This is a genomic window from Bacillus sp. MN7755 (assembly GCF_054771475.1).
Map to the genome: position 1 here is coordinate 39,786 of NZ_BTRL01000027.1, position 21,284 is coordinate 61,069.

General features: G+C 34.0%; 18 protein-coding genes. 17 read left to right on the forward strand and 1 reads right to left on the reverse strand.

Annotated elements, in window-relative coordinates; all coding sequences use genetic code 11:
- Positions 1-56: 56 nt before the first annotated feature.
- The 6 genes from ACYVEC_RS26560 (at position 57) to ACYVEC_RS26585 (ending at position 6,733) form a co-directional block, all read left to right on the forward strand.
- Positions 57-1,853: a 6-bladed beta-propeller gene (locus ACYVEC_RS26560; protein WP_275718793.1), complete on the forward strand. Its 1,797-nt coding sequence runs from the start codon at positions 57-59 to the stop codon at positions 1,851-1,853.
- 234 nt (positions 1,854-2,087) lie between these two features.
- Positions 2,088-3,305, forward strand: a complete 1,218-nt coding sequence (locus tag ACYVEC_RS26565) for a substrate-binding domain-containing protein (protein ID WP_063224216.1) — start codon at positions 2,088-2,090, stop codon at positions 3,303-3,305.
- A gap of 90 nt (positions 3,306-3,395) precedes the next feature.
- A complete protein-coding gene (locus tag ACYVEC_RS26570) occupies positions 3,396-4,169 on the forward strand; it encodes an ABC transporter ATP-binding protein (RefSeq protein WP_210627216.1) in 774 nt (257 codons plus the stop codon).
- Positions 4,147-4,848: a branched-chain amino acid ABC transporter ATP-binding protein gene (locus ACYVEC_RS26575; protein WP_063224214.1), complete on the forward strand. Its 702-nt coding sequence runs from the start codon at positions 4,147-4,149 to the stop codon at positions 4,846-4,848. The genes ACYVEC_RS26570 and ACYVEC_RS26575 overlap by 23 nt, the downstream gene beginning before the upstream one ends.
- 21 nt (positions 4,849-4,869) lie before the next feature.
- A complete protein-coding gene (locus tag ACYVEC_RS26580) occupies positions 4,870-5,730 on the forward strand; it encodes a branched-chain amino acid ABC transporter permease (protein WP_275718788.1) in 861 nt (286 codons plus the stop codon).
- A 49-nt stretch (positions 5,731-5,779) separates the two neighbouring features.
- Entirely contained in the window at positions 5,780-6,733 is a 954-nt protein-coding gene (locus ACYVEC_RS26585) for a branched-chain amino acid ABC transporter permease (RefSeq protein WP_275718794.1), read from the forward strand.
- A gap of 97 nt (positions 6,734-6,830) precedes the next feature.
- On the opposite strand, the gene ACYVEC_RS26590 is transcribed toward ACYVEC_RS26585, so the two are convergent.
- Entirely contained in the window at positions 6,831-7,619 is a 789-nt protein-coding gene (locus tag ACYVEC_RS26590; protein ID WP_275718789.1) for a LysR family transcriptional regulator, read from the reverse strand.
- Between the two features lie 120 nt (positions 7,620-7,739).
- Between ACYVEC_RS26590 and ACYVEC_RS26595 the strand changes: the two genes are divergently transcribed.
- The 11 genes from ACYVEC_RS26595 (at position 7,740) to ACYVEC_RS26645 (ending at position 21,267) form a co-directional block, all read left to right on the forward strand.
- Positions 7,740-8,279 (forward strand): DUF4865 family protein, encoded by a 540-nt coding sequence (locus ACYVEC_RS26595; RefSeq protein ID WP_275718790.1) that lies wholly within the window; start codon positions 7,740-7,742, stop codon positions 8,277-8,279.
- 42 nt (positions 8,280-8,321) lie between these two features.
- Positions 8,322-8,732 carry a tautomerase family protein gene (locus ACYVEC_RS26600; protein WP_275718791.1) on the forward strand — a complete coding sequence of 137 codons (411 nt, stop codon included), beginning with the start codon at positions 8,322-8,324 and terminating at the stop codon, positions 8,730-8,732.
- Positions 8,729-9,052, forward strand: a complete 324-nt coding sequence (locus ACYVEC_RS26605) for a carboxymuconolactone decarboxylase family protein (protein WP_063224210.1) — start codon at positions 8,729-8,731, stop codon at positions 9,050-9,052. The genes ACYVEC_RS26600 and ACYVEC_RS26605 overlap by 4 nt, the downstream gene beginning before the upstream one ends.
- A 153-nt stretch (positions 9,053-9,205) precedes the next feature.
- Positions 9,206-9,649: a MarR family winged helix-turn-helix transcriptional regulator gene (locus tag ACYVEC_RS26610; RefSeq protein WP_001205517.1), complete on the forward strand. Its 444-nt coding sequence runs from the start codon at positions 9,206-9,208 to the stop codon at positions 9,647-9,649.
- 118 nt (positions 9,650-9,767) lie between these two features.
- Complete coding sequence (locus tag ACYVEC_RS26615; RefSeq protein WP_242251544.1) at positions 9,768-10,823, forward strand: LLM class flavin-dependent oxidoreductase; 1,056 nt, start codon at positions 9,768-9,770, stop codon at positions 10,821-10,823.
- Between the two features lie 616 nt (positions 10,824-11,439).
- Positions 11,440-12,843 (forward strand): cytochrome ubiquinol oxidase subunit I, encoded by a 1,404-nt coding sequence (cydA, locus tag ACYVEC_RS26620; RefSeq protein ID WP_063224207.1) that lies wholly within the window; start codon positions 11,440-11,442, stop codon positions 12,841-12,843.
- A complete protein-coding gene (cydB, locus tag ACYVEC_RS26625; protein WP_063224206.1) occupies positions 12,830-13,846 on the forward strand; it encodes a cytochrome d ubiquinol oxidase subunit II in 1,017 nt (338 codons plus the stop codon). The genes cydA and cydB overlap by 14 nt, the downstream gene beginning before the upstream one ends.
- A complete protein-coding gene (cydD, locus tag ACYVEC_RS26630; protein ID WP_460509140.1) occupies positions 13,846-15,570 on the forward strand; it encodes a thiol reductant ABC exporter subunit CydD in 1,725 nt (574 codons plus the stop codon). Before cydB ends, cydD begins: the two co-directional genes overlap by 1 nt.
- Complete coding sequence (cydC, locus tag ACYVEC_RS26635) at positions 15,563-17,287, forward strand: thiol reductant ABC exporter subunit CydC (RefSeq protein WP_063224204.1); 1,725 nt, start codon at positions 15,563-15,565, stop codon at positions 17,285-17,287. Before cydD ends, cydC begins: the two co-directional genes overlap by 8 nt.
- A gap of 163 nt (positions 17,288-17,450) precedes the next feature.
- Positions 17,451-18,599, forward strand: coding sequence for a hypothetical protein (locus ACYVEC_RS26640; RefSeq protein WP_063224203.1), 1,149 nt, complete (start codon positions 17,451-17,453; stop codon positions 18,597-18,599).
- A gap of 106 nt (positions 18,600-18,705) precedes the next feature.
- On the forward strand, positions 18,706-21,267 hold the full coding sequence (locus ACYVEC_RS26645; RefSeq protein ID WP_275718792.1) for a glycosyltransferase: 2,562 nt from the start codon (positions 18,706-18,708) through the stop codon (positions 21,265-21,267).
- Positions 21,268-21,284 lie beyond the last annotated feature (17 nt).

A 21,284-nucleotide genomic window follows, 5' to 3' on the forward strand; every position in this document is an offset into this window, starting at 1 on the left:
TGAATTTTATCAAAAAAATTATATGTTGTTTTTTCATTGTTACTGTGAGTCTAGGGATATTTGCTTCTTTAGGAAGTGCCTCTGCTGTAAAATATGTGAAATCATGGGGGAGTGAGCTAGATACTTTTAAGTTATTAAGGACACCAGTGGCGATGGCAAGGGATGCAAAAGGATTTTTGTATGTTGTTGATATGGGGAATAATAGAATTTTGAAAATAGATAAGAATGGAGAAGTTGTTGATGCTATAGGAACTTTAGGTGAAGGTCCGGGACAGTTTAATATGCCATTTGGTATTGCTGTTGATAAAGAAGGTAATATTTTAGTTGCGGATACAGCGAATTATCGTATTCAAAAATTTAATGAGGAGTTTCAATTTATTAAAAGTTGGGGTAGGAAAGGTAAAGGAAGTGAGCAGTTCTCGTTTCCTAGGGAAATTGCAGTAGATAGCGATAACAATTACTATATTACGGATGAATACAATCATCGTATTCAAAAATATAGCCCAGATGGGCGGTTTATTCAAACAATAGGGAGTTATGGAAAGGCGAATGGAAAAATGGCTTTACCACAAGGAATCGCGATAAATAAACAAGACGAGGTCTATATTGCAGACACATATAACAATCGTATTCAAGTGTTTGATAAAAAAGGAGAGTTTCAGCGAGTAATCGGAACAGGAATTGCAGGATTAGGTCCATATCAATTCTACCATCCAAGAGGAATAAATTTTGACTCAACATCTGGATCGCTATATGTAGCAGATACATTTAACAATCGGATAATGAAATTTACAAATAAAGATCAATTTTTATATACAGTAGGTAACTTTCCACAGTTTGTTTATCCTAATCAAGTTCTTCCGGAGGGTAAAGGGAATATCTATATAACGGATACGGGAAATAATCGTGTGCTTTTATATAATGAGGTAGGCCTAACAGCGGTAATGAAGAAAACCATAGGTAATGAAAGGAATGGAAATACACAATATGCAGGACCTTATGATGTTGAAAGAGACACGAATGGAAATGTTTTTGTATCTGATTCCTTTAATCATCGAATATTGAAATATGATATATCTGGGAAGATTGTTGGGAAGTGGGGAAGTTTATTTGGTATTGGTGGGCCACTTGGGTTTGGAAGTCTTCCAGGGCAATTTTTTGTTCCAAGACAAATTGCAACGGATCGTTACAATAATGTGTATGTATCTGATTCTGTAAATCATCGCATCCAAAAATTCACTAATTCAGGAATAGTGCTTGCTTCATATGGCTCATTTGGAGTATTACCAGGTTTTTTTCAATTTCCATCTGGAATAGCAATTGATAGTAAAGGAAACATATTTATAGCTGATGCAGAAAATCATCGTATTCAAAAATTCAATCCATTCTTTGTATATATGAAAGAATGGGGGAGAAAGGGAAGTGGAGAGGCAGAGTTTTTTCAACCTATGCAATTAGCAATTGATTCAAAAGATAATGTTTATGTTGTTGATCGGATTAATAATAGGATTCAAAAATTTGATAATGAGGGTAAATTTATTACAAAATGGGGTACAAATCATGGGGCTGGAAACTTAGATCCACTAGAAAATTGGAGAGCGGGTCCAGGAGATCTTTTTTTGCCAATAGGGATTGAAATCGATATAAATAATACGGTTTATGTCACAGATACTTCTAATAATCGTGTGAATATTTATAATGAAAATGGGGATTTTTTAGAGTTTTTTGGAAGTTTTAATGGTATGTCAGGACAGTTTTTCTCACCACAAGGAATAGATGTAGATAGCCAAGGAAATATAATTATTACAGATGGTTTACTCCAAAGAATTCAATTTTTTAAGAAAGCTAATTAATATTGGAGACTCAAAACACTTGTTAGAAAGGATAGAAGTTTAATAGAGTGGGAGTGCGGAATATGTAGGAATAAAATATTTATATCAAATTGTAAAGGGGTTTAATGGAAAGCGGAGAAGATACATTTATGCTAACAATCTTGTCTATATTATTTGAAGAAAAAGTCATAATTACGGGTAGATAACTTTGGCGTGTTTGACTCTATCAGAAAGTAAAGTGTGGGGAGGATCACAATGTCGATGAAAAAACGTAAATGGCTAAGAATGGTGGCTACTGGTTGTGTTTTAGGTTCGTTATTAATAACGGCAGCTTGTTCAGGAAAGAAAACAAGTACAGAGGATGAAAAGACGATTAAGGTAGGGGTTCTTGCTTCGTTAACAGGTCCATTAGAATCATATGGAAAACAAACAGTGAACGGATTTGAATTAGGGTTAGACTATGCCACGGGCGGCACTGGGAAAGTGGAAGGGAAGAAGATTAAGTTTGTTGTAGAAGATACGGAAACGAAAGCAGAGGTAGCGGTTAAAAAAGCTACGAAGTTATTAGAAGAAGAGAAAGTCGATTTTTTAGTCGGATCGTCTAGCTCAAGTGATACATTAGCAGTTTTACCATTAGCTGAAGAATATGAAAAAATAATGGTCGTAGAACCGGCAGTTGCTGATAGTATTACCGGAAAGAATTGGAATAAGTATGTTTTTAGAACAGGAAGAAGCTCTTCGCAAGATGCGATTGCAGGAGCAGCTGCAATTGCAAAAAAAGATGTAAAGATTGCGACGTTTGCCCCGGATAATGCATTTGGCCGTGAAGGAATTGCGGCATTTAAAGCTGGAGCGAAGAAATTAGGGGCAAATATTGTAAACGAGCAATACGCAGATACAAATTCGACTGACTTCACTGCAAATATTCAAAATATCATTAGCTCAAAACCAGATTATTTATTTATCGTTTGGGCAGGGGCAAACTCACCTTGGAAACAGTTAAAAGATATGAATGTGGAAGCGCAAGGTATTAAAATTTCTACAGGTGCACCAGATATACCGGCATTAAAAACGATGGATGCGTTAGTAGGAATGCAAGGGTTTTCTGTTTATTATCATACACTCCCGAAAAATAAGGTGAATGATTGGTTAGTGGAAGAACATAAAAAACGATTTAATGGTGCGGTGCCAGATTTATTTACAGCAGGAGGAATGTCAGCGGCAATTTCAATTGTAGAAGCTTTAAAGAAAACAAAAGGTGATACAGATGTAGATACATTAATTAAGAAAATGGAAGGAATGGAATTTGATACACCGAAAGGAAAGATGAAGTTTAGAGAAAAGGATCACCAAGCGATGCAGACACTGTATTCTATCACATTGAAAAAGCAAGATGGTGTTGATTATCCAGTGCCAGTATTAGAGCGAGAATTAACGATGAAAGAGACAGAACCACCAGTTCAAAATAAATAGACTGAATTTTCTGTTGTTTTTGTATAAAGAGGGGCACACCCTCTTTATACGTATTTCTTTCATACTTAAATCTTTATAGGGAGGGATTTCGTGACACATTTGCTTGAAACGAAAAATCTTAGCGTATCTTTTGGTGAGCATCATGTTATTAAGGATGTGAATGTAACAGTACAAAAAGGAAAGCTCATTTCCATTATTGGACCAAATGGTGCAGGAAAGACAACGCTATTTAATTTACTAAGTGGACAAATTTCTCCAACAAAGGGTGAAGTATATTTTAAAGGACAAGAGATTACAAAGTTATCAATTTCAGATCGAACGCGATTAGGAATTGGTCGTTCTTTTCAACTTACAAATATATTCCCAGAGTTAACGGTACTTGAAAATGTTCGTTTAAGTGTTCAATCATTCGTGCAAGATTACTATAGTTTTTTTCCGAGTTCGGCAAAATTTAAGCAACAAGTTGGAGAGGCGAGACGTTTCTTAAAAACAGTATTACTTCAGGAGAAAGAACATGTATTAGCGAAAGATTTAGCGCATGGAGAAAAACGAAAGTTAGAGCTTGCGATGTTATTAGCTTTGAAAACGGATGTGTTACTACTTGATGAGCCGACGGCAGGTATATCAGTTGAAGAGGTACCGGCTATTTTACAAGTAATTGAAAATATTAAGAAACATCCAGAGAGTACAATTGTACTGATTGAACATAAAATGGATATGGTACTAGGTTTGTCAGACCATCTTATCGTTTTATTTCATGGAGAGTTATTGGCTGAAGGTTTGCCCGAAGAGATTATGAAAGATGAGCGTGTACAAAGTGCTTATTTAGGGGGATTATATAGTGGCACTATTACAAGTGAATAATATAGAGACGTATTTAGATCAGTTTCATATTTTACAAGGGGTATCTCTTGCTGTTGAGAAAGGGACGATTACTGTACTGTTTGGAAGAAATGGTGCAGGAAAGACTACGACATTACGTTCGGTTATGGGATTCCACCATATCGCACAGGGTGAAATTTATTATGATAGTACACAAGTAAATGGACTATCTACACATTTAATTTCAAGAAAAGGAATAGGGTATGTACCAGAAAATCAAGGTATTTTTCACGATCTGACAGTAGAAGAAACATTCGCTCTTGCCAGAGGGAAGGGCAAAGAAGCGGAAGAGAAAATTGAGTGGATGCTTGAACTATTTCCAGATTTAAAGCAGTTTTGGCATAAAAAAAGCGGACTATTAAGCGGAGGACAAAAGCAAATGTTAGCAATTTCAAGAGCATTTATTAATAGTGATGGTTTATTACTTATTGATGAGCCGAGTAAAGGCTTGTCCCCCATAATGATAGAAAAGTTAATGATAGCCATTTTAAAAATGAAGGAGAAAACAACAGTTTTACTCGTTGAACAAAACTTTATGATGGCTAGTCAAATTGGTGATTACTTTTATATTATGGATAACGGAAGAATGGTTCATAACGGTTTTATGCATGAATTAAAAGAGGATAAGGAAATGTGTCACAAATATTTAGGAATCTCTTAACATGAATCCGGGGTGAGAAGGATGGATGTGTTAATCAATTTATTTGTAAATGGGATTTCAACAGGGATGCTCATTTTTTTATTAGCATCAGGTCTTTCACTTATTTTCGGTTTAATGAGCGTTCTAAACTTCGCACATGGTGGTTTATTTGCGTGGGGAGCGTTTACAGGTGTTTGGCTATTTAATCTGACAGGTAGTTACGTATTAGCATTAATTGGAGCAATTGCTATGGGGATGTTTCTTGGATTCATTTTAGAAAGATTCCTTATTAGACCAGTATATGGAAATCATGTTCGCCAGCTTCTTGTGACGCTTGGAGGAATGCTTGTACTTAGTGAATGTATTAAAGTATTTTGGGGACCAAATCCAATTGGGGCAAAGTTACCGTTATGGCTACAAGGAAGTTTTACATTCGAAGGCGTTATATTAATTAAATATCGTCTATTTGTTATTTTAATTGGGATTATTATTTACGTTGCCTTACTAGTATTGCTCAAAAAAACAAAGATAGGTCTTATGATACGCGCAGGTGTAATGGATAAAGAGATGGTTCAAGCGCTCGGTATTAACGTAAAAGCGATATTTTCTTTCGTCTTTTTATTAGGAGCAGGGATGGCAGCGTTGGGAGGTTTCTTATTAGCACCGTATTCAGGCGTTATTTTCGCCGAAATGGGTATGCAGTATGCGATTTTAGCTTTCATAGTAGTAATCATTGGAGGATTAGGAAGCGTACAAGGTTCAGCAATCGCTTCTTTAATTGTCGGATTAGCTGGTGCTTTTACAGCGTATTTTATACCGGATTTATCACTTGCAATCAATATGTTAATGTTACTGTTTTTCTTAATAGTGAAGCCAAATGGACTTGTTGGTGAAAAGGGGTGAAATGGTGAACAGCACATCAAATCGACTTAAAGTATACTTCGGAGTATGTATGCTCATTTGTTTAAGTGTATTTCCATTCGTAAATGATTCACGGAGCTTGTTAATTTTGTTCACTCAAATCTTCATCTTTGCTATTTTTGCAATGAGTTTTGATGTATTGCTTGGATATACAGGAATTGTATCGTTCGGCCATTGTATGTTCTTTGGTATAGGAGCATATGGAGTAGCACTTTTATTTGATCGGCAAGGAGTATCCATAACGAACTTTTTAATAGGGATAGTAGCTGCAATTATCATTTCAGCAATTGTTAGTTATATAATCGGTTTGCTTTCTTTACGGCTGAAAAATCATTTTTATGCAATGTTAACACTTGCTATTTCACAGTTGTTTTTCGTACTTGCTGAAAAATGGCGTGGGCTCACTCACGGAGGGGATGGTTTTACATTTGGTGTACCAGACTTATTCCGTGATCGTTTTACGTTTTATTATGTAACACTTATATGTTTAATTGTCATTTTTATTCTGTTACGTCTTTTCACAAAATCTTCTATTGGAAAAGTATTAAAGGCAATTTCGCAAAATGAGCAACGTGTTGAAGCATTAGGATATAAAGTTCTTCATTATAAAATTATTGCTAGTATTGTTGCAGGAGTAGTAGCTGCAATTAGCGGTGGTTTATTTGTTATTACACTGCGCTTTGTTAATACAACTGTATTTTCAATTGAAATGACATTAAATGCATTATTGATGACAATGATTGGAGGCGTTGGAACGTTAATAGGAGCAATTGCTGGGGCTGGAATTATTGAATCACTGAAATATTATTTATCAGAACTAGCTACAGAGTATCCGATTTTTGAACGATGGACGATTATTCTTGGTTTATTGTACATTATCGTATTGCTAGCTTTTCCGAAAGGATTAGTTGGTACGGTTAAGAGGTTGAAGAATATGAAACGGAGTAAGAAGGAGAAAAGTGCAGAAGTGGAGCAAAACGTGTGAAAAATCGATTGCATAAAATATGAAAATCCCTCTTTTAGATTCGTAAAGGAGGGATTTTTATTGGTGTATGTAATTAGTTAGTTTGATAGCTATTCTATTAATCAAATAGTTCATCAGGGATTTGTTTTAAAGAGTTTTGATTTGTAAAGAAATGAACAGCTAATTTCTCAACTGGAAAATCTTCAATTGGTTCCAATTTATCATTTCTAATCGGTAAAAAGGCTATTCCGTTGCCATCGTTTATAAAATCTTCAATGAGTGAATAAGAATCTAATTGTTGAAGTTGATGCTGAGATAGATTATTTTCTTTTAGAAATTGTATAGTCTTATTTCTAAAAGGGCACTTTTTGTCATTGCTAACGAAGAAGAGTTCCTTTGAAAAGTCAATGGTACACTTTTCTTTCGCTTTTAATAAGCCTATAGAAATTGAAGTGGAAAATCCTTTTTTAAACGCTGTGTTCGGGTAATCCTCATAAGTAATGACCATATCAACTTTTTGTTGCTGCAGTAATTTTTGCAAATGACTACTATTTTCTACATATATTTGATAATTCCTGAAATTTTCTTTAATGCGCTTACTTAAATAATTAGTCAAAATAGATTGTGACGTCGCGATTATATAAGAAGAACCACTCGTTTTAATTTTATCTTTCACTTCTTCTACTAGAGTTAATATTTGATTCGTGTAGTCTAATAAAATGTCACCAGAAGGTAATAAGGAAACGCCTTTGTTATCTCTATGTAGTAAAGGTGTTTCTAACTCTTGTTCTAATTTTTTGATTCGCTCAGTTACGTTCGGTTGAACATATCCCAACTCTTTAGCAGCTTTACTAATAGAACCTTCGCTAGCTACAGTTTTGAATATAATAAGATCATTTATTTCCATTTATCACAGCCCCTTATACGATATCATTATAAATGATACCAAACATAATTTATACCTATTTTACGTTAGCCAGTCATCGGTTTATCATTGTGTATATAAGATTGAAAGTGAGTGATAAACATGATTGGAATGCAATATAAGGTCATTTTGCCGAAAGATTATGATATGGAGATTATTAAGAAGAGGGTAAAGGATAATGGGTATAAAACTGATGATTTTCAAGACCTAAATTTTAAAGCCTATTTAATTACTGAGGCAGGTAAGGACGGGAATTTCTATAACTGTTATGCACCTTTATATATTTGGAATGGTCATGAAGGGATGAATAAATTCATATTTGAAGGGTATTACGATAATATTTTACAATCGTTTGGGTGGCAACAAATAAATATAGGCGTTCCATTAGTTGTCAATGTAAAGGATGATTTTAAGAAATGTAGATATGTTGTTGAATATGAAGGAAGTATTTCTCAAAGTGAATCATTGATTGGGACTCAATCTACCATTATGGATCAAAATGTAGAAAATTGTTTAGGTAATGTAAAAGTATATAATCCAGATAAGTGGGGATATAGTCAGTTTAATTTTTATGAAGAGAAGCCTGACATTATAGCGAATAAGGGTGTTACAATATATGAGATTTTACACATTTCACGATAAAATTTGGTTCCAAATTAAAAATAAGAAAAGGAATGAAAATCTATGCCCTTTGTGAATATTCATTATCCTGAAAATATATTAAATAAAGAAGGGTTGAAAAAGATAGGTGAATGTATCCATCTTTCATTAATTGAACATTTTAACATCCCTGAAAATGATTACTTTCAAATGTTTTTACCTTATCAAAAAAATCAATTTTTATATAACCCATATTATTTGTTGGAAAGAGGAGAAAAGAGAACAGAGAATATGATTTATGTTTCTATTACATGTGGACCTGGAAGAACAGTGCAACAGAAAAAAAGTTTGTATCAATCTGTATCCTTAAAGATTTCGGAATGTTCCGACGTAAGGGGTTCAGACGTTTTTATTACACTAAATGAGACAGTTGCTGAAAATTGGTCATTTGGTCAAGGGATGGCACAACTGGTAAAAATGAAGGGAGCAAAATGATGAATGAACCAATTGAATTTTATATTCAAAAGAAAATGAGAGAAATAGCACCTGCATTTGCTCAGTATAGTGAAAAGATATTGTTTGAGGAAGTGTGGCGTGATGCTACTTTAACATTAAGAGAAAGAAGTTTATGTACTGTGTCGGCACTAATCAGTCTCGGTAATACAGAACAATTACCATTTCACTTGAAGTTAGCTAAACAAAATGGGATTATGGAGAATGAATTGGTTGCATTAATAACACATATGGCTTTTTACGTTGGTTGGCCAAAAGCTGTGGCAGCTTTAAATATAGCAATGAATGAAATGGAAAGTTAAGAATAACGATAAGAAAGAATTCATTTGAACATGAATGCTTTCTTATCGTTATTTATGCAATACTCTAATAAGATATTTTTCACTTTTTCTCTTGCTTTTTTATCACTTGCGTAGTAAAGTGATAGTAAGATTCACGATAGGAAGTGATCAAACATGCGTGATAATACGATAGGATCATTAATATGGTTACGTTTAATACGATTTACGAACCAAAGTAATCAGATGTCAAATGAGTTTTTAAAACGTTTTGATTTAACGACAGCTCAATTTGATGTGCTTTTGCAAATACGTACGTATCAGCCACTAACACAAATGGAGTTAGCTGAAAAGGTAACTGTTACACAAGGCGGTATTTCTAGAATGTTAACTCGTCTTGAAAAAGAAGGATATATTGTACGAAAACAAGATTGGAAAACGAAAACAATTAGTCTTACAGAGCAAGGAGAAGCGGCCTTAGAGAAAGCATTGCCAGAGCAACTTGCATTTCAATCTTCGTTTTTTGATGATGTATTAAATGAAGAAGAGCAGAAAATATTATACGAGCTAATGACGAAAGTTCATAAGCATAGTGAAAAAAAAGAATTACCGCAAGAGTAATTTTTTTTGCAAAATCAATTGACTAATCAAGTGACGTTGTAAGTAATAGAGAAACATTTGAATTACCAACGTTTTTAGAAGAGAAACTAATAGGGCATCATTAAAGGAGAGAGTAATTATGGAAAAATACCGTATGGATACAAGTAAAGGAATGGAGTTTGGATTATATTCAATTGGGGATCACGTTTTAAATCCGCATAATGGAGAGAAAATTAGTGCAGAACAAAGAATTCATGAATTAATTGAAACAGCTAAGTTAGCGGATGAAGCTGGACTTGATGTATTTGCTGTCGGTGAAAGTCATCAAACGCATTTTACAACGCAGGCTCATACAGTTATTTTAGGAGCTATTGCACAAGCTACGAAAAATATAAAAATTGCAAGTTCAGCAACGATAATAAGTACTTCTGATCCGGTACGAGTATATGAGGACTTTGCTACAATTGACTTGATTTCTAATGGACGTGCAGAAATCGTAGCTGGTCGTGGATCGCGTATTGGGGGATATAGTTTACTTGGTTATGATGTAAATGATTATGAAGAGTTATTTGAAGAGAAGATGGATCTTTTATTAAAAATTAATAAAGAGGAACATGTAACATGGAATGGACAGTTCAGAGCACCGCTTGCACACGCATCGGTTATTCCAAGAGCTAAAAATAATAACTTACCAATTTGGCGTGCAGTTGGTGGCCCGCCAGCTAGTGCAATTAAAGCAGGACGCGCGGGTGTACCAATGATGATAACAACACTAGGTGGTCCAGCTATTAACTTTAAAGGATCAGTAGATGCTTACCGTGAGGCTGCTGAGCAAAGTGGATTTGATCCAGCAAGCTTACCAGTTGCAACTACAAGTTTATTTTATACAGCAAAAAATTCACAAGATGCATTTAGCGAATACTATCCTCATATTAATGCTGGTATGCTTACACTACGCGGTGGTGGGTATCCGAAAGAACAATTTACAAATGCAGTAGATTACCGTGACGCATTAATGGTTGGTAGCCCGCAACAAATTATTGAAAAAATGCTTTACCAATATGAATTGTTTGGGCAACAACGTTTTATGGCACAAATTGATTTTGGTGGTGTACCACTTAATCAAATTGAGAAAAATATCGAATTAATTGCTACTGAAATTTTACCGGCTGTTAGAAAACATACAGCAAAATAATATAAAAAATACCGAGAGTCTAATCGATTCTCGGTATTTTTTTATGTATTAATTTAGTTTGGAAAAATGACAAAAAAATGAATTTTCAGGTCTAGGAAGAGGGGAGGGTTTTCTATTTTTGAATAACATTATATTGTATTTGAATTTTGGGAATACATTTTTCTCTTGACAAAAAACAATTGATTTTCTATTTGTTTCAGAGGACATTTTTTAGGGTGAAAGTCAAGCGCATGAAGAGAAAAATGATTATTTTATTGATATGAAAGTAAGTCTTATATTAAAAAAACACATTTTATTAATGAGAAAAATCTAATTCAAAAAAATACCAAAAGACATATTTCAGACAAAATGATGTCAATAATACGTCAAAAATCAGCTGAATTTACTATGCAGGTATATTATACAATTCGATTAACGGATAAAACACTACTGAAATAGTGAAAAGGTAAATTTTATGAAAAAGTTCTTTTGTAATTATCTCAAAAACTGAAAATTTATATTTTCTAAAAGTACATAAACAAATTTATCTTTCTATATTTCTAAGATTTGGGTTGTTTTATTCATACAACTCAATTGAAATTACGATATAAAAAATTATGAAGGAAGTGATTGTAGTATGGAAACGCTTGAATTGGCACGAATACAATTCGCATCAACAACGATTTTCCATTACTTTTTTGTTCCGCTGTCTATTGGTTTAGCTTTTATCATTGCGTTAATGCAAACGTTATATGTAGTAAAGGGACAAGAAATTTATAAGAAGATGACGAAGTTTTGGACACAAATATTCCTTGTGAACTTTGCGGTAGGTGTAGTAACTGGTATTTTACAAGAATTCCAGTTTGGCATGAACTGGTCAACCTATTCACGTTTCGTAGGTGATGTGTTTGGTCCATCACTTGCTATTGAAGGTTTATTAGCATTTTTCATTGAGTCTACATTCTTAGGTTTATGGGTATTCGGTGAGGATAAATTACCGAAGCGCATTCACCTTTTATGTATTTGGCTCCTTTCAATTGGAACAATGTTATCAGCGTTTTGGATTTTAACTGCAAGTGCATTTATGCAATCGCCAGTAGGATATGAAATGGCGGCAGATGGACGTGCACAAATGAATGATTTCTTAGCGATCATTCAAAACCCACAATTATGGGTACAATTCCCGCATACAATTACAGCGGCGATTGCAACTGGTGCATTCTTTATTGCAGGTGTGAGTGCATGGAAAATAACGAAAGCGCAAGAAACTGAGGTATTTAAAAAATCGTTCCGCATTTCTATCATTGTTGGAACACTTACAACTGCGCTTGTATTATTCTTCGGTCATGCGCAAGCACAACAATTAATTAAGACGCATCCAATGAAAATGGCAGCTGCTGAAGCGTTATGGAATACGAGTGAGGATCCAGCGCCATTTACAGTATTTGCGAAAATTGACGCAGAGAAGAAAGAAAATTCGTTTGAAATTCAAATCCCTTATATGCTAAGTCTATTATCATTTGATAAGTTTAGCGGTCAAGTAGAAGGGATGAATCAAATTCAAAAGCAATATGAAGAAAAATATGGGCCTGGAGATTATATTCCGCCAGTACACACGATGTTCTGGAGTTTTAGAGCGATGGTAATGAGTGGAACATTTATGCTTCTTCTAGGAGTTTATGGATGGTTCTTATCAAGAAAAGATCGATTAGCTGAAAAAACGTGGTATTTAAAATTAATGGTGTATGCAATTTCACTACCGTTTATCGGTAATACAGTAGGATGGATTATGACTGAAATGGGACGTCAGCCTTGGGTAGTTTTCGGTGTTATGAAAACGGAAGATGCTGTATCTCCAAATGTTACGTTCGGAGAAGTATTATTCTCTTTAGTTTCGTTCACATCACTATATTTAATTATAGGAGGAATCACTGTTTACTTATTCGTTCGTATCATTAAAGGACATGAGAATAAGAAAACGAAACAGGATTCTGAAAGCCATGATCCATTTGATAAGGAGGAAGAGTATGTTATCTCTTAATGAGTTGTGGTTTATCATTATTGCAATTTTATTCGTAGGCTTCTTTGTACTTGAAGGTTTCGATTTCGGTGTAGGTATAGTTTCAAGGTTTTTAGGGGAAAACGATTTAGAGAAAAGAATATACTTAAATACAATTGGTCCATTTTGGCACGCGAATGAAGTATGGCTTGTTTGTGCCGGTGGTGCTATGTTCGCAGCATTCCCGCACTGGTATGCAACTTTATTTAGCGGGTTTTACATTCCGTTTGTATTTATGCTTCTTGCTTTAATTATTAGAGGTGTTTCCTTTAAATTCCGTGCGAAAATAGATAATCATAAATGGAAAGGTTTTTGGGATTGGGGTATGTTTTTAGGAAGTTTGCTCCCGCCTATCCTTTGGGGAGTTGCCATTGCTAACTTTATGGTAGGTATTCCAATTGATGAGACGAAAAATGCTGTAGGTGGATTCTTACAATTACTTCATCCATTTGCATTACTTGGAGGAGTTATGTTCCTTCTGCTATGTATTGTTCACGGATTGCAATTCCTTACTATACGTACAACTGGTAAGTTAAGAGAACGTGCACGTATTGCTGCGTTGAAAATTGCACCGCTTGCAATTATAGCACTTCTTATTTTTGCCGGTGTAGGGTTATGGAAAACAGATATATTCACTGGTCATGGTACAGAGTGGATTATGGTTCCGATCGGAGCTTTTGTAGCATTATGTGCGTCAACATTATTAAATAAAAGAAGAAGAGATGGTTGGGCTTTCGTTATGACGAGTGTAACAATCATTTTACTAAGTGCGAGTGTGTTTGCCGGCATGTTCCCACGTGTCTTAATTAGCTCGTTAGGGTCAATATACGATTTAACAATTTATAATGCAGCATCGGGAGATTATGCACTAAAACTGATGACGTATTTTTCAATTGCTATATTGCCATTTGTTTTGGGAAGTCAAATATGGAGTTTCTATGTGTTTAGACAACCTGTTAAGTCAGATAAAGATTTGGAGTACTAATGAAAAGAAAAAGAGGACTTCCGTCGTATCCTGGTAGCCGAGTTTTATATGTAGTGTTAACAATCATTAGCGTGTTAGAAGCTATTAGTATTATTGCACAAACAGTGTTTTTAGCGCGGGCTATTACGTTTTTATTTCAGGGAGAAACAGTGCAATCTGTGTTAAATGAAACGGTGTATTTTGGAATCACGTTTGCAGTTCGTCACATGCTGGTTCGCATATCGCAAGTATTAGTTGAACGTTTTGCTGAAAAAACAGGGTCACTACTGAGAAAACAATTAATAGAGGCGTATTTCACATTAGGTCCACGGTATGTTCAAACTGCTGGAACAGGTCATCTGGTTACCTTATTGATAGAAGGTATTGAGAAATTTAAAACATATATTGAATTAACAATTCCTAAAATGATTAGAAGTAGTATCGTACCGGGGCTAATTGTACTATATGTTTTTACGCTAGATATTGAGTCTGGAGTCATTTTAGTTGTAACGATTCCTATCGTAATTATATTTATGATCCTACTAGGATTAGCAGCGCAGAAAATGGCGGATAGCCAATATGAAACATATCGTGTTCTTTCTAATCACTTTGTAGATACGTTAAAAGGGTTAGAAACATTAAAGTATTTAGGTAAAAGTAAACAGCATGAAGGAAAGATTGAAAAAGTAAGTAAAAGGTATAGAAAAGCAACGATGCGTACTTTGCGAGTTGCTTTTCTTTCTTCTTTTGCACTAGATTTCTTTACGAGTTTATCAATCGCATTTGTGGCGGTCGGATTAGGGATACGTTTAATAGATGGGACAACTGTGCTATTGCCAGCCCTTACGATTTTAATTTTAGCACCGGAATATTTTTTGCCGATTAAACAAGTTGGAGCAAACTATCATGCTACGTTAGATGGACAACTTGCAATGGAGCAAATAGAAGAGATTTTACAGCAACAAAAAGAAATAGAAACGAAAGAATCAAATGTCGATATCATATGGAATTCCACTAGTAACTTGAAATTACAAGATATAAAAGTAAAGATTGATGAATCTGAAAAGGCAATATTAGAAGGAATTAACTTTACTTGGGAAGGCAGTGGTACTATAGGTGTAATCGGTGAAAGTGGGGCAGGGAAATCGACGCTAATCGACGTATTAGCAGGATTTTTAACTCCTTCGGGTGGAAAGATGATAGTAAATGGTGTGGAAATTGACGGGGCTACTCGTGAAGATTGGCAAAAGAATATTGCTTATATTCCGCAGCAACCTTATATTTTCCCGCTTTCATTAAAAGATAACATTTGTTTCTATGAAACAAATATAACTGATGAAGAAGTGGAAAGAGTCATTAATGAAGTGGGTCTTCGTTCACTCGTTACATCGCTTCCAAATGGGATGTACGAAAGAATTGGAGAAGGCGGGCGTATGCTTAGTGGCGGACAAGAACAACGTGTCGCAATGGCACGTGCACTTTTAAGTGAAAAGCCAATTATTTTATTAGACGAACCTACAGCACATCTTGATATTGAAACTGAATTTGAAATAAAGCAATCGATGTTACGTCTGTTTGAAGGTAAATTAGTATTTCTTGCAACACATCGTCTTCACTGGATGAAACAGATGGATCATATTCTTATTTTAAATAAAGGGGAAATGATAGAGAGTGGAATATATGAAGAACTTTTAAAGAATGAGGCATTACATTTTCAAAGGAAAGAGAGGGATAGAGATGAGTAACTGGATTAAACCTTATATACAGCAAAATAAAGGTAGAATGACTTTAACTATTTTCCTTGGTCTTCTTGGAGTTAGTTCAGGTGCGATGCTACTTTTTATTTCAGGTTATTTAATCTCTAAATCTGCTCTTAGACCAGAAAATGTAATGGCTGTATATGTTCCTATCGTTGCAACGCGTGCGTTTAGTATAGGACAAGCTGTGTTTCATTATATAGAGCGTTTAGTCGGACATGACGTTGTACTACGCATATTAGAAAAAATGAGAACGAAACTATATAGGATAGTAGAACCACAGGCGTTATTTTTCCGTTCGCGATTTCAAACGGGTGATATGTTAGGGGTATTATCCGAAGATATAGAGCATTTGCAAAACCTATATTTACGTACAATATTTCCAAGCATATTAGCATTAGTTGTATATAGCATATTCGTACTTGTTATCGGTGCATTTGACGTGATGTTTGCACTTATTGCAGCAAGTATGTTGGCTATTATCGTTTTTCTTCTTCCACTTGTATCATTACTTTTAATGAAGCAACATCATGTTACATTAAAGCAAGGAAGAAGCCGTTTGTATCAACAACTAACAGATGCTGTTTTTGGATTATCTGATTGGCAAGCAAGTGGTAGAAAAGATGAATTCATTGATAAGTATGTAGAAAAAAATGCTCAGTTGTTAAAAACGGAGAAAAGAATGAAGCGCTGGAATCATATTCGAGATAGTATCATTCAATTAGTAGTGGGGATTGTAGTTATTTCAATGATCATATGGACTGGAAATGAGGCGGCCAGTGAACAGATTGCGCCTACCGTTATTGCGGCTTTCGTCTTAATGACGTTATCTGTCACAAACGCGCTTATTCCTCTTTCAGATGCAATCGATCGAATTCCATCATATGTAGAATCTGCTCATCGTCTCAATCAAGTAGAAGGTAATGATGTTTTGCAGGATAAAAAGGAATTACATGAAGATAAAGATTATGTTGCATCAAAACATATAGACATTGAATTAAATCATGTATCGTATAGTTATCCAGATAGTAATGAATTCGTATTGAAAGACGTATCATTACAAATAAAAGCAGGGAAGAAAATCGCCATTTTAGGAAGAAGCGGAACAGGGAAATCTACTTTATTAAAACTGTTAACAGGTGCGATAAGCCCGTTACATGGTGAAGTTTTATTGAATAGTGAACATGCTCATACGAATCTTTTAGCAAAATATATTTCTGTATTGAATCAAAAGCCACATTTATTCGATACGACAATTGGAAATAATGTGCGAATCGGCAAACCAGAGGCTACAGATGAAGAGATATGGACAGCGTTAGAGAAAGCACAATTAGCTTCGCATATTGCTTCTCTTCCAGATGGACTACAAACAAAAATGCATGAAATGGGAAAAAGGTTTTCTGGCGGGGAAAGACAACGGGTTGCTTTTGCTAGAACGCTAATGCAAGAAGCGCCAATTATTGTACTTGATGAACCTACGATTGGCTTAGATCCAAAGACAGAATTATCTTTAATCGAAACAATGTTTTCTGCAACGGAAGAAAAGACAGTTATTTGGATTACACACCATCTTGTAGGAATTGAACATGTAGATGAAGTTATATTCCTTGATCGTGGTCAAATCGTAATGCAGGGTAGTCATGAACAACTTCTTACAGAAAATGAGAAGTATCGAAAGCTTTATGAACTAGATAAAGGAATATAGTTTGAATAAGTAATAATTGTAAAAATAGCTAAGCCAAATGGTGAAGCTATTTTTTTGTTTTGAAATGAATATTCTATTCTTTTTCATGTTGGATTGCAGATGTATATGATTGTTACGAATGAAAAATGAATTTCATATTATACATATAATGGAGGGGATGTACATGGAGAGGCAGTATAAAATTATTATTTTAAGTGATGAATTATCAGAGGGGCGGATTCGAAATGTATTAGACAAAAATAAATGTAAAACAATAGTTCATGTTGTAGACGTTGCAGATATTGTTCATATAGAAAATTCTTTTCAATATATAATCATTTGGAGAGTGGATGCAGAAAAACTTACAAATGAATTGAGAAACAGGGGCGTGCAAAGTTCAAAAATTATTAATTTAACAAAATACATGTATGAATGGAAGAATAAATTGATTTCTATATATCAAATAAATCCGGATCTTATGTCTATATACATTTCTATGAAAAAAGCAAAGAGTGATCCGACGTATGAATTGTTTGCGACAGGTTTGTCTTATCCGCATTGTGGCATAAGTACGGAGCTCCTCTCAAAAAAGTCAATGAAATTAACGCTTCCATCGCAAGATCTATACTATGATTATTTAATAGCGTCACAACTTCTATCAAACGATCATTCATTTCAATATTGTTTAATAGGAATAGCTTATTTCTCGTTTTACTTTGATATGTCGTTATCATCTGAATCATATAGAATTCACAAAGTATATTATCCATTGTTTCAAGACGGTCATCATACTGTAGTTCATTCTCCTCTACCCACTGATGGATTCGCACATCTAGATACCCCGAAACCACTTTTTTCTATTTTTAATTTGCATTTTGAATATGTTTTATTAGACGAACTAAAAGATGAATCATTGATACTGCCCTGGATAAATGCTGAATGGAATACCACTCCTCTTCACATTCCTTTTGAAGAACACGGGAAAATAAGAGCAACTTCGCATGCTAAGTTGTCATATCCTCATACTTTAGTTGAAAATAAAACGATTTTTAAAAAATATTTAGAACTACTGTTAAAACATGATATAAAACCAATAATTGTTGTATTCCCAGTTACTTCACATTATTTCAATTGTAGTAGTAAGAAATTAAAAGAAGATTTTTATAAAGTTATAAATGATTTTCAAACTCAATATTCTTTTCGGATTATAGATCTATTTGATTCACCATTATTTTGTGATGATGATTTTTATGATAGTGATCATATGAATAAAAAAGGTGCAAATAAAATGTCTGCGTTATTAAATATGTTTATTCAGGAACGAAAAGTATGATATTTTATTTCATGTTTGCATAAAAGTATATAGGCTCCATACAGTTAAAGTAATGTGATTTTTGTGTCGCGTATATAAATAATATGCGAAGAGGTGAAAGTGTAAAATGAGAACTCGTATTGAAAGAACTGAAGAGATGGTAGATCAACTTCCATTGGTAAGTGTTTTAATTCCTACATATAATCGTCCTCGCTACTTTGAAGAGGCGTTATGTAGTGTGTTAGAACAAACGTACCCTAATATAGAAATTATAGTTGGAGATGATAGTACGAATGACGAAACAGAAAAGGTGTTACAAAAATACTTATGTGATCATTCAAATATTATTTATATAAAAAACAGGTCAACTCTCGGACAATTTGAAAATGCGCTAATGTTATTTAATGAAGCGAACGGAGAGTATATAAACTTTTTAATGGATGATGATATATTTCATGTGAATAAAATTGAAAAAATGATGAAGTATTTTTTCAATGATCTAGATAATGAAATTAAGCTTGTAACATCTCATCGTCAAGTAATTGATGATAAAGGAGAAGAACTACGCCATATTTATTCAACTGTTCGTTTATTTGAAGAGGATATGATTATAGAGGGAACAGAATTAGGGAATAGGGTAATTATAGATCAAAAAAATTATATCGGAGAACCGACAACAGTTTTATTTCGTAAAAATGATTTACAAGAACCGTATGGGATTTTTGATAAGAGGAGGTATCTATGCAACGTAGATATAGCTTCATGGTTATCTTTATTAAGTAAAGGAAAAGCAGTATATATAGCAGAGACACTTAGTTACTTTCGATTACATCAAGATCAACAGCTAAATGAATCTAATAAAATGATGGATGGATTAGAAGATTTTTCACATAGTATTATAGCAGGAGAAAAGTATGGTTTCTTATCCACCGAAAAAGATTTAGACAAAGCGATAACTAATTTTCTAGATTATGCAAGAAGGATAGTTCCATCATCGATATTATATACATTAGACTATTATCAAAAAGTTAGGGGAAAGAAAATAAACATAGAAAAGAAAAAACAACATATAAATAATAATTCTTCATTACCGAAAGTAAGTATACTGATTCCAGCGTACAATAGACCTTATTACTTGGAATTGGCACTCAACAGCGCTCTGAATCAAACATATGAAAATATTGAAATTGTTATTTCTGACGACAGTACAAATAATGAAGTCAATGCTATGATTCAACCGTATTTACGTGAATATGAGTGTATTACATATGTTAAAAATGAAACGCCGTTAGTTGCTGAAAACTTTAATAAGTGTATAGAACTTGCGAACGGAGAGTATATAAACTTTTTATTAGATGATGACTTATTTCACCATGAAAAAATCGAGAGAATGATGGAATACTTTTTGAAGTTAGAAAATATTTCATTTGTGACGTCATATCGTGAACTGATTGATGAGAATGGGGAGATATTACCACCCACAACATTGAATATGAAAATTGCGAAAGAAACTACACTTTTTGAAGGAAAAGAATTAGGGAATTATATATTAAAAAACTTAAAAAATATAGTTGGTGAGCCGACAACTGTTCTGTTTAAACGAGATTTGTTTGAAGGGAAGTTTGGGTATTTTAAAGGGAAGGCGTATTCTGCTATTAACGATATTGCAACATGGCTAGATATGATGAGGAGAGGAAAGGTAGTTTATATACAAGAACCTCTCAGTTATTTTAGACAACATAGTGGACAAAATCAAAAACAAATGCACTTTATTTTAATGACAATTGAAGAATGGATTGAATTAATTATAGATGCGTATAATAGTGGATTTTTAAGTTCTGAAAGAGATTATAAAGAGAGCTTATCTTATTGTTTAGAAAATGCGGGATTTATAGTTAAGGATGCAGTAAGAAATGGCGAACTAGATAAAATTTATAATGAAAAGATAGAAAAAGGGTTAAACAAGCTAGTTGCTCATATGTTTGAGAAAGAATGTTGTTATTGTCAATATTGCAATCAACAATTTGAAAAATTTTCCCCATGGCCAGCACATTATGATTTTCCGAAATATAAATTCGAGATGTGGAATAAAGATACAGGGATATGTCCAGTTTGTAGTTCGATGGATCGTGAAAGATTGTATCGTGCGTACATTGAAACAGAAACGGACTTGTTAAGTAGAAAATATACTATACTTCATATTGCACCTGAAGCGAATTTAAGAGATTGGTTTAACGAGTATAAAAATATTACGTATGTATGTGGGGATTTAGAGCCAAAGGATCCACTAATGAAGGAAATTGATGTTACAAGAATTACATATGATAGTAATACTTTTGATGTAATTTTATGTAGCCACGTATTAGAACACGTTCCTGATGATGACAAAGCAATGCGAGAGTTATATAGAGTTTTGAAGCCAGGTGGATGGGGAATTATTCAAGTACCAATCGTAATGAATGTGGATTCTATTATAGAGAATGAATTAATTGTAACTCCACAATTGAGGAAATTAGCTTTTGGTCAAGAAGATCATGTGAGAATTTATAATCAATCAGGATTCATTCAACGATTAATAAATGCGGGATTTAAGGTGGAATTATATAACATAGCTGAAAAACAAGGAATGAAAAGTGCTAGGAAATTTGGACTATCTGAAACAGATATGCTCTATATTGTCCGAAAATGATAGGAAGGAATAGATAG

Excerpts from the sequence above, each read along its gene's own strand:
- ACYVEC_RS26565 (WP_063224216.1), top strand. The coding sequence starts at position 2,088 with ATGTCGATGAAAAAACGTAAATGGCTAAGAATGGTGGCTACTGGTTGT.
- ACYVEC_RS26580 (WP_275718788.1), top strand. The coding sequence starts at position 4,870 with ATGGATGTGTTAATCAATTTATTTGTAAATGGGATTTCAACAGGGATG.
- ACYVEC_RS26585 (WP_275718794.1), top strand. The coding sequence starts at position 5,780 with ATGCTCATTTGTTTAAGTGTATTTCCATTCGTAAATGATTCACGGAGC.
- ACYVEC_RS26590 (WP_275718789.1), bottom strand. The coding sequence starts at position 7,619 with ATGGAAATAAATGATCTTATTATATTCAAAACTGTAGCTAGCGAAGGT.
- ACYVEC_RS26595 (WP_275718790.1), top strand. The coding sequence starts at position 7,740 with ATGATTGGAATGCAATATAAGGTCATTTTGCCGAAAGATTATGATATG.
- ACYVEC_RS26600 (WP_275718791.1), top strand. The coding sequence starts at position 8,322 with ATGCCCTTTGTGAATATTCATTATCCTGAAAATATATTAAATAAAGAA.
- ACYVEC_RS26605 (WP_063224210.1), top strand. The coding sequence starts at position 8,729 with ATGATGAATGAACCAATTGAATTTTATATTCAAAAGAAAATGAGAGAA.
- ACYVEC_RS26610 (WP_001205517.1), top strand. The coding sequence starts at position 9,206 with ATGCGTGATAATACGATAGGATCATTAATATGGTTACGTTTAATACGA.
- ACYVEC_RS26615 (WP_242251544.1), top strand. The coding sequence starts at position 9,768 with ATGGAAAAATACCGTATGGATACAAGTAAAGGAATGGAGTTTGGATTA.
- cydA (WP_063224207.1), top strand. The coding sequence starts at position 11,440 with ATGGAAACGCTTGAATTGGCACGAATACAATTCGCATCAACAACGATT.
- cydB (WP_063224206.1), top strand. The coding sequence starts at position 12,830 with ATGTTATCTCTTAATGAGTTGTGGTTTATCATTATTGCAATTTTATTC.
- cydD (WP_460509140.1), top strand. The coding sequence starts at position 13,846 with ATGAAAAGAAAAAGAGGACTTCCGTCGTATCCTGGTAGCCGAGTTTTA.
- cydC (WP_063224204.1), top strand. The coding sequence starts at position 15,563 with ATGAGTAACTGGATTAAACCTTATATACAGCAAAATAAAGGTAGAATG.
- ACYVEC_RS26640 (WP_063224203.1), top strand. The coding sequence starts at position 17,451 with ATGGAGAGGCAGTATAAAATTATTATTTTAAGTGATGAATTATCAGAG.
- ACYVEC_RS26645 (WP_275718792.1), top strand. The coding sequence starts at position 18,706 with ATGAGAACTCGTATTGAAAGAACTGAAGAGATGGTAGATCAACTTCCA.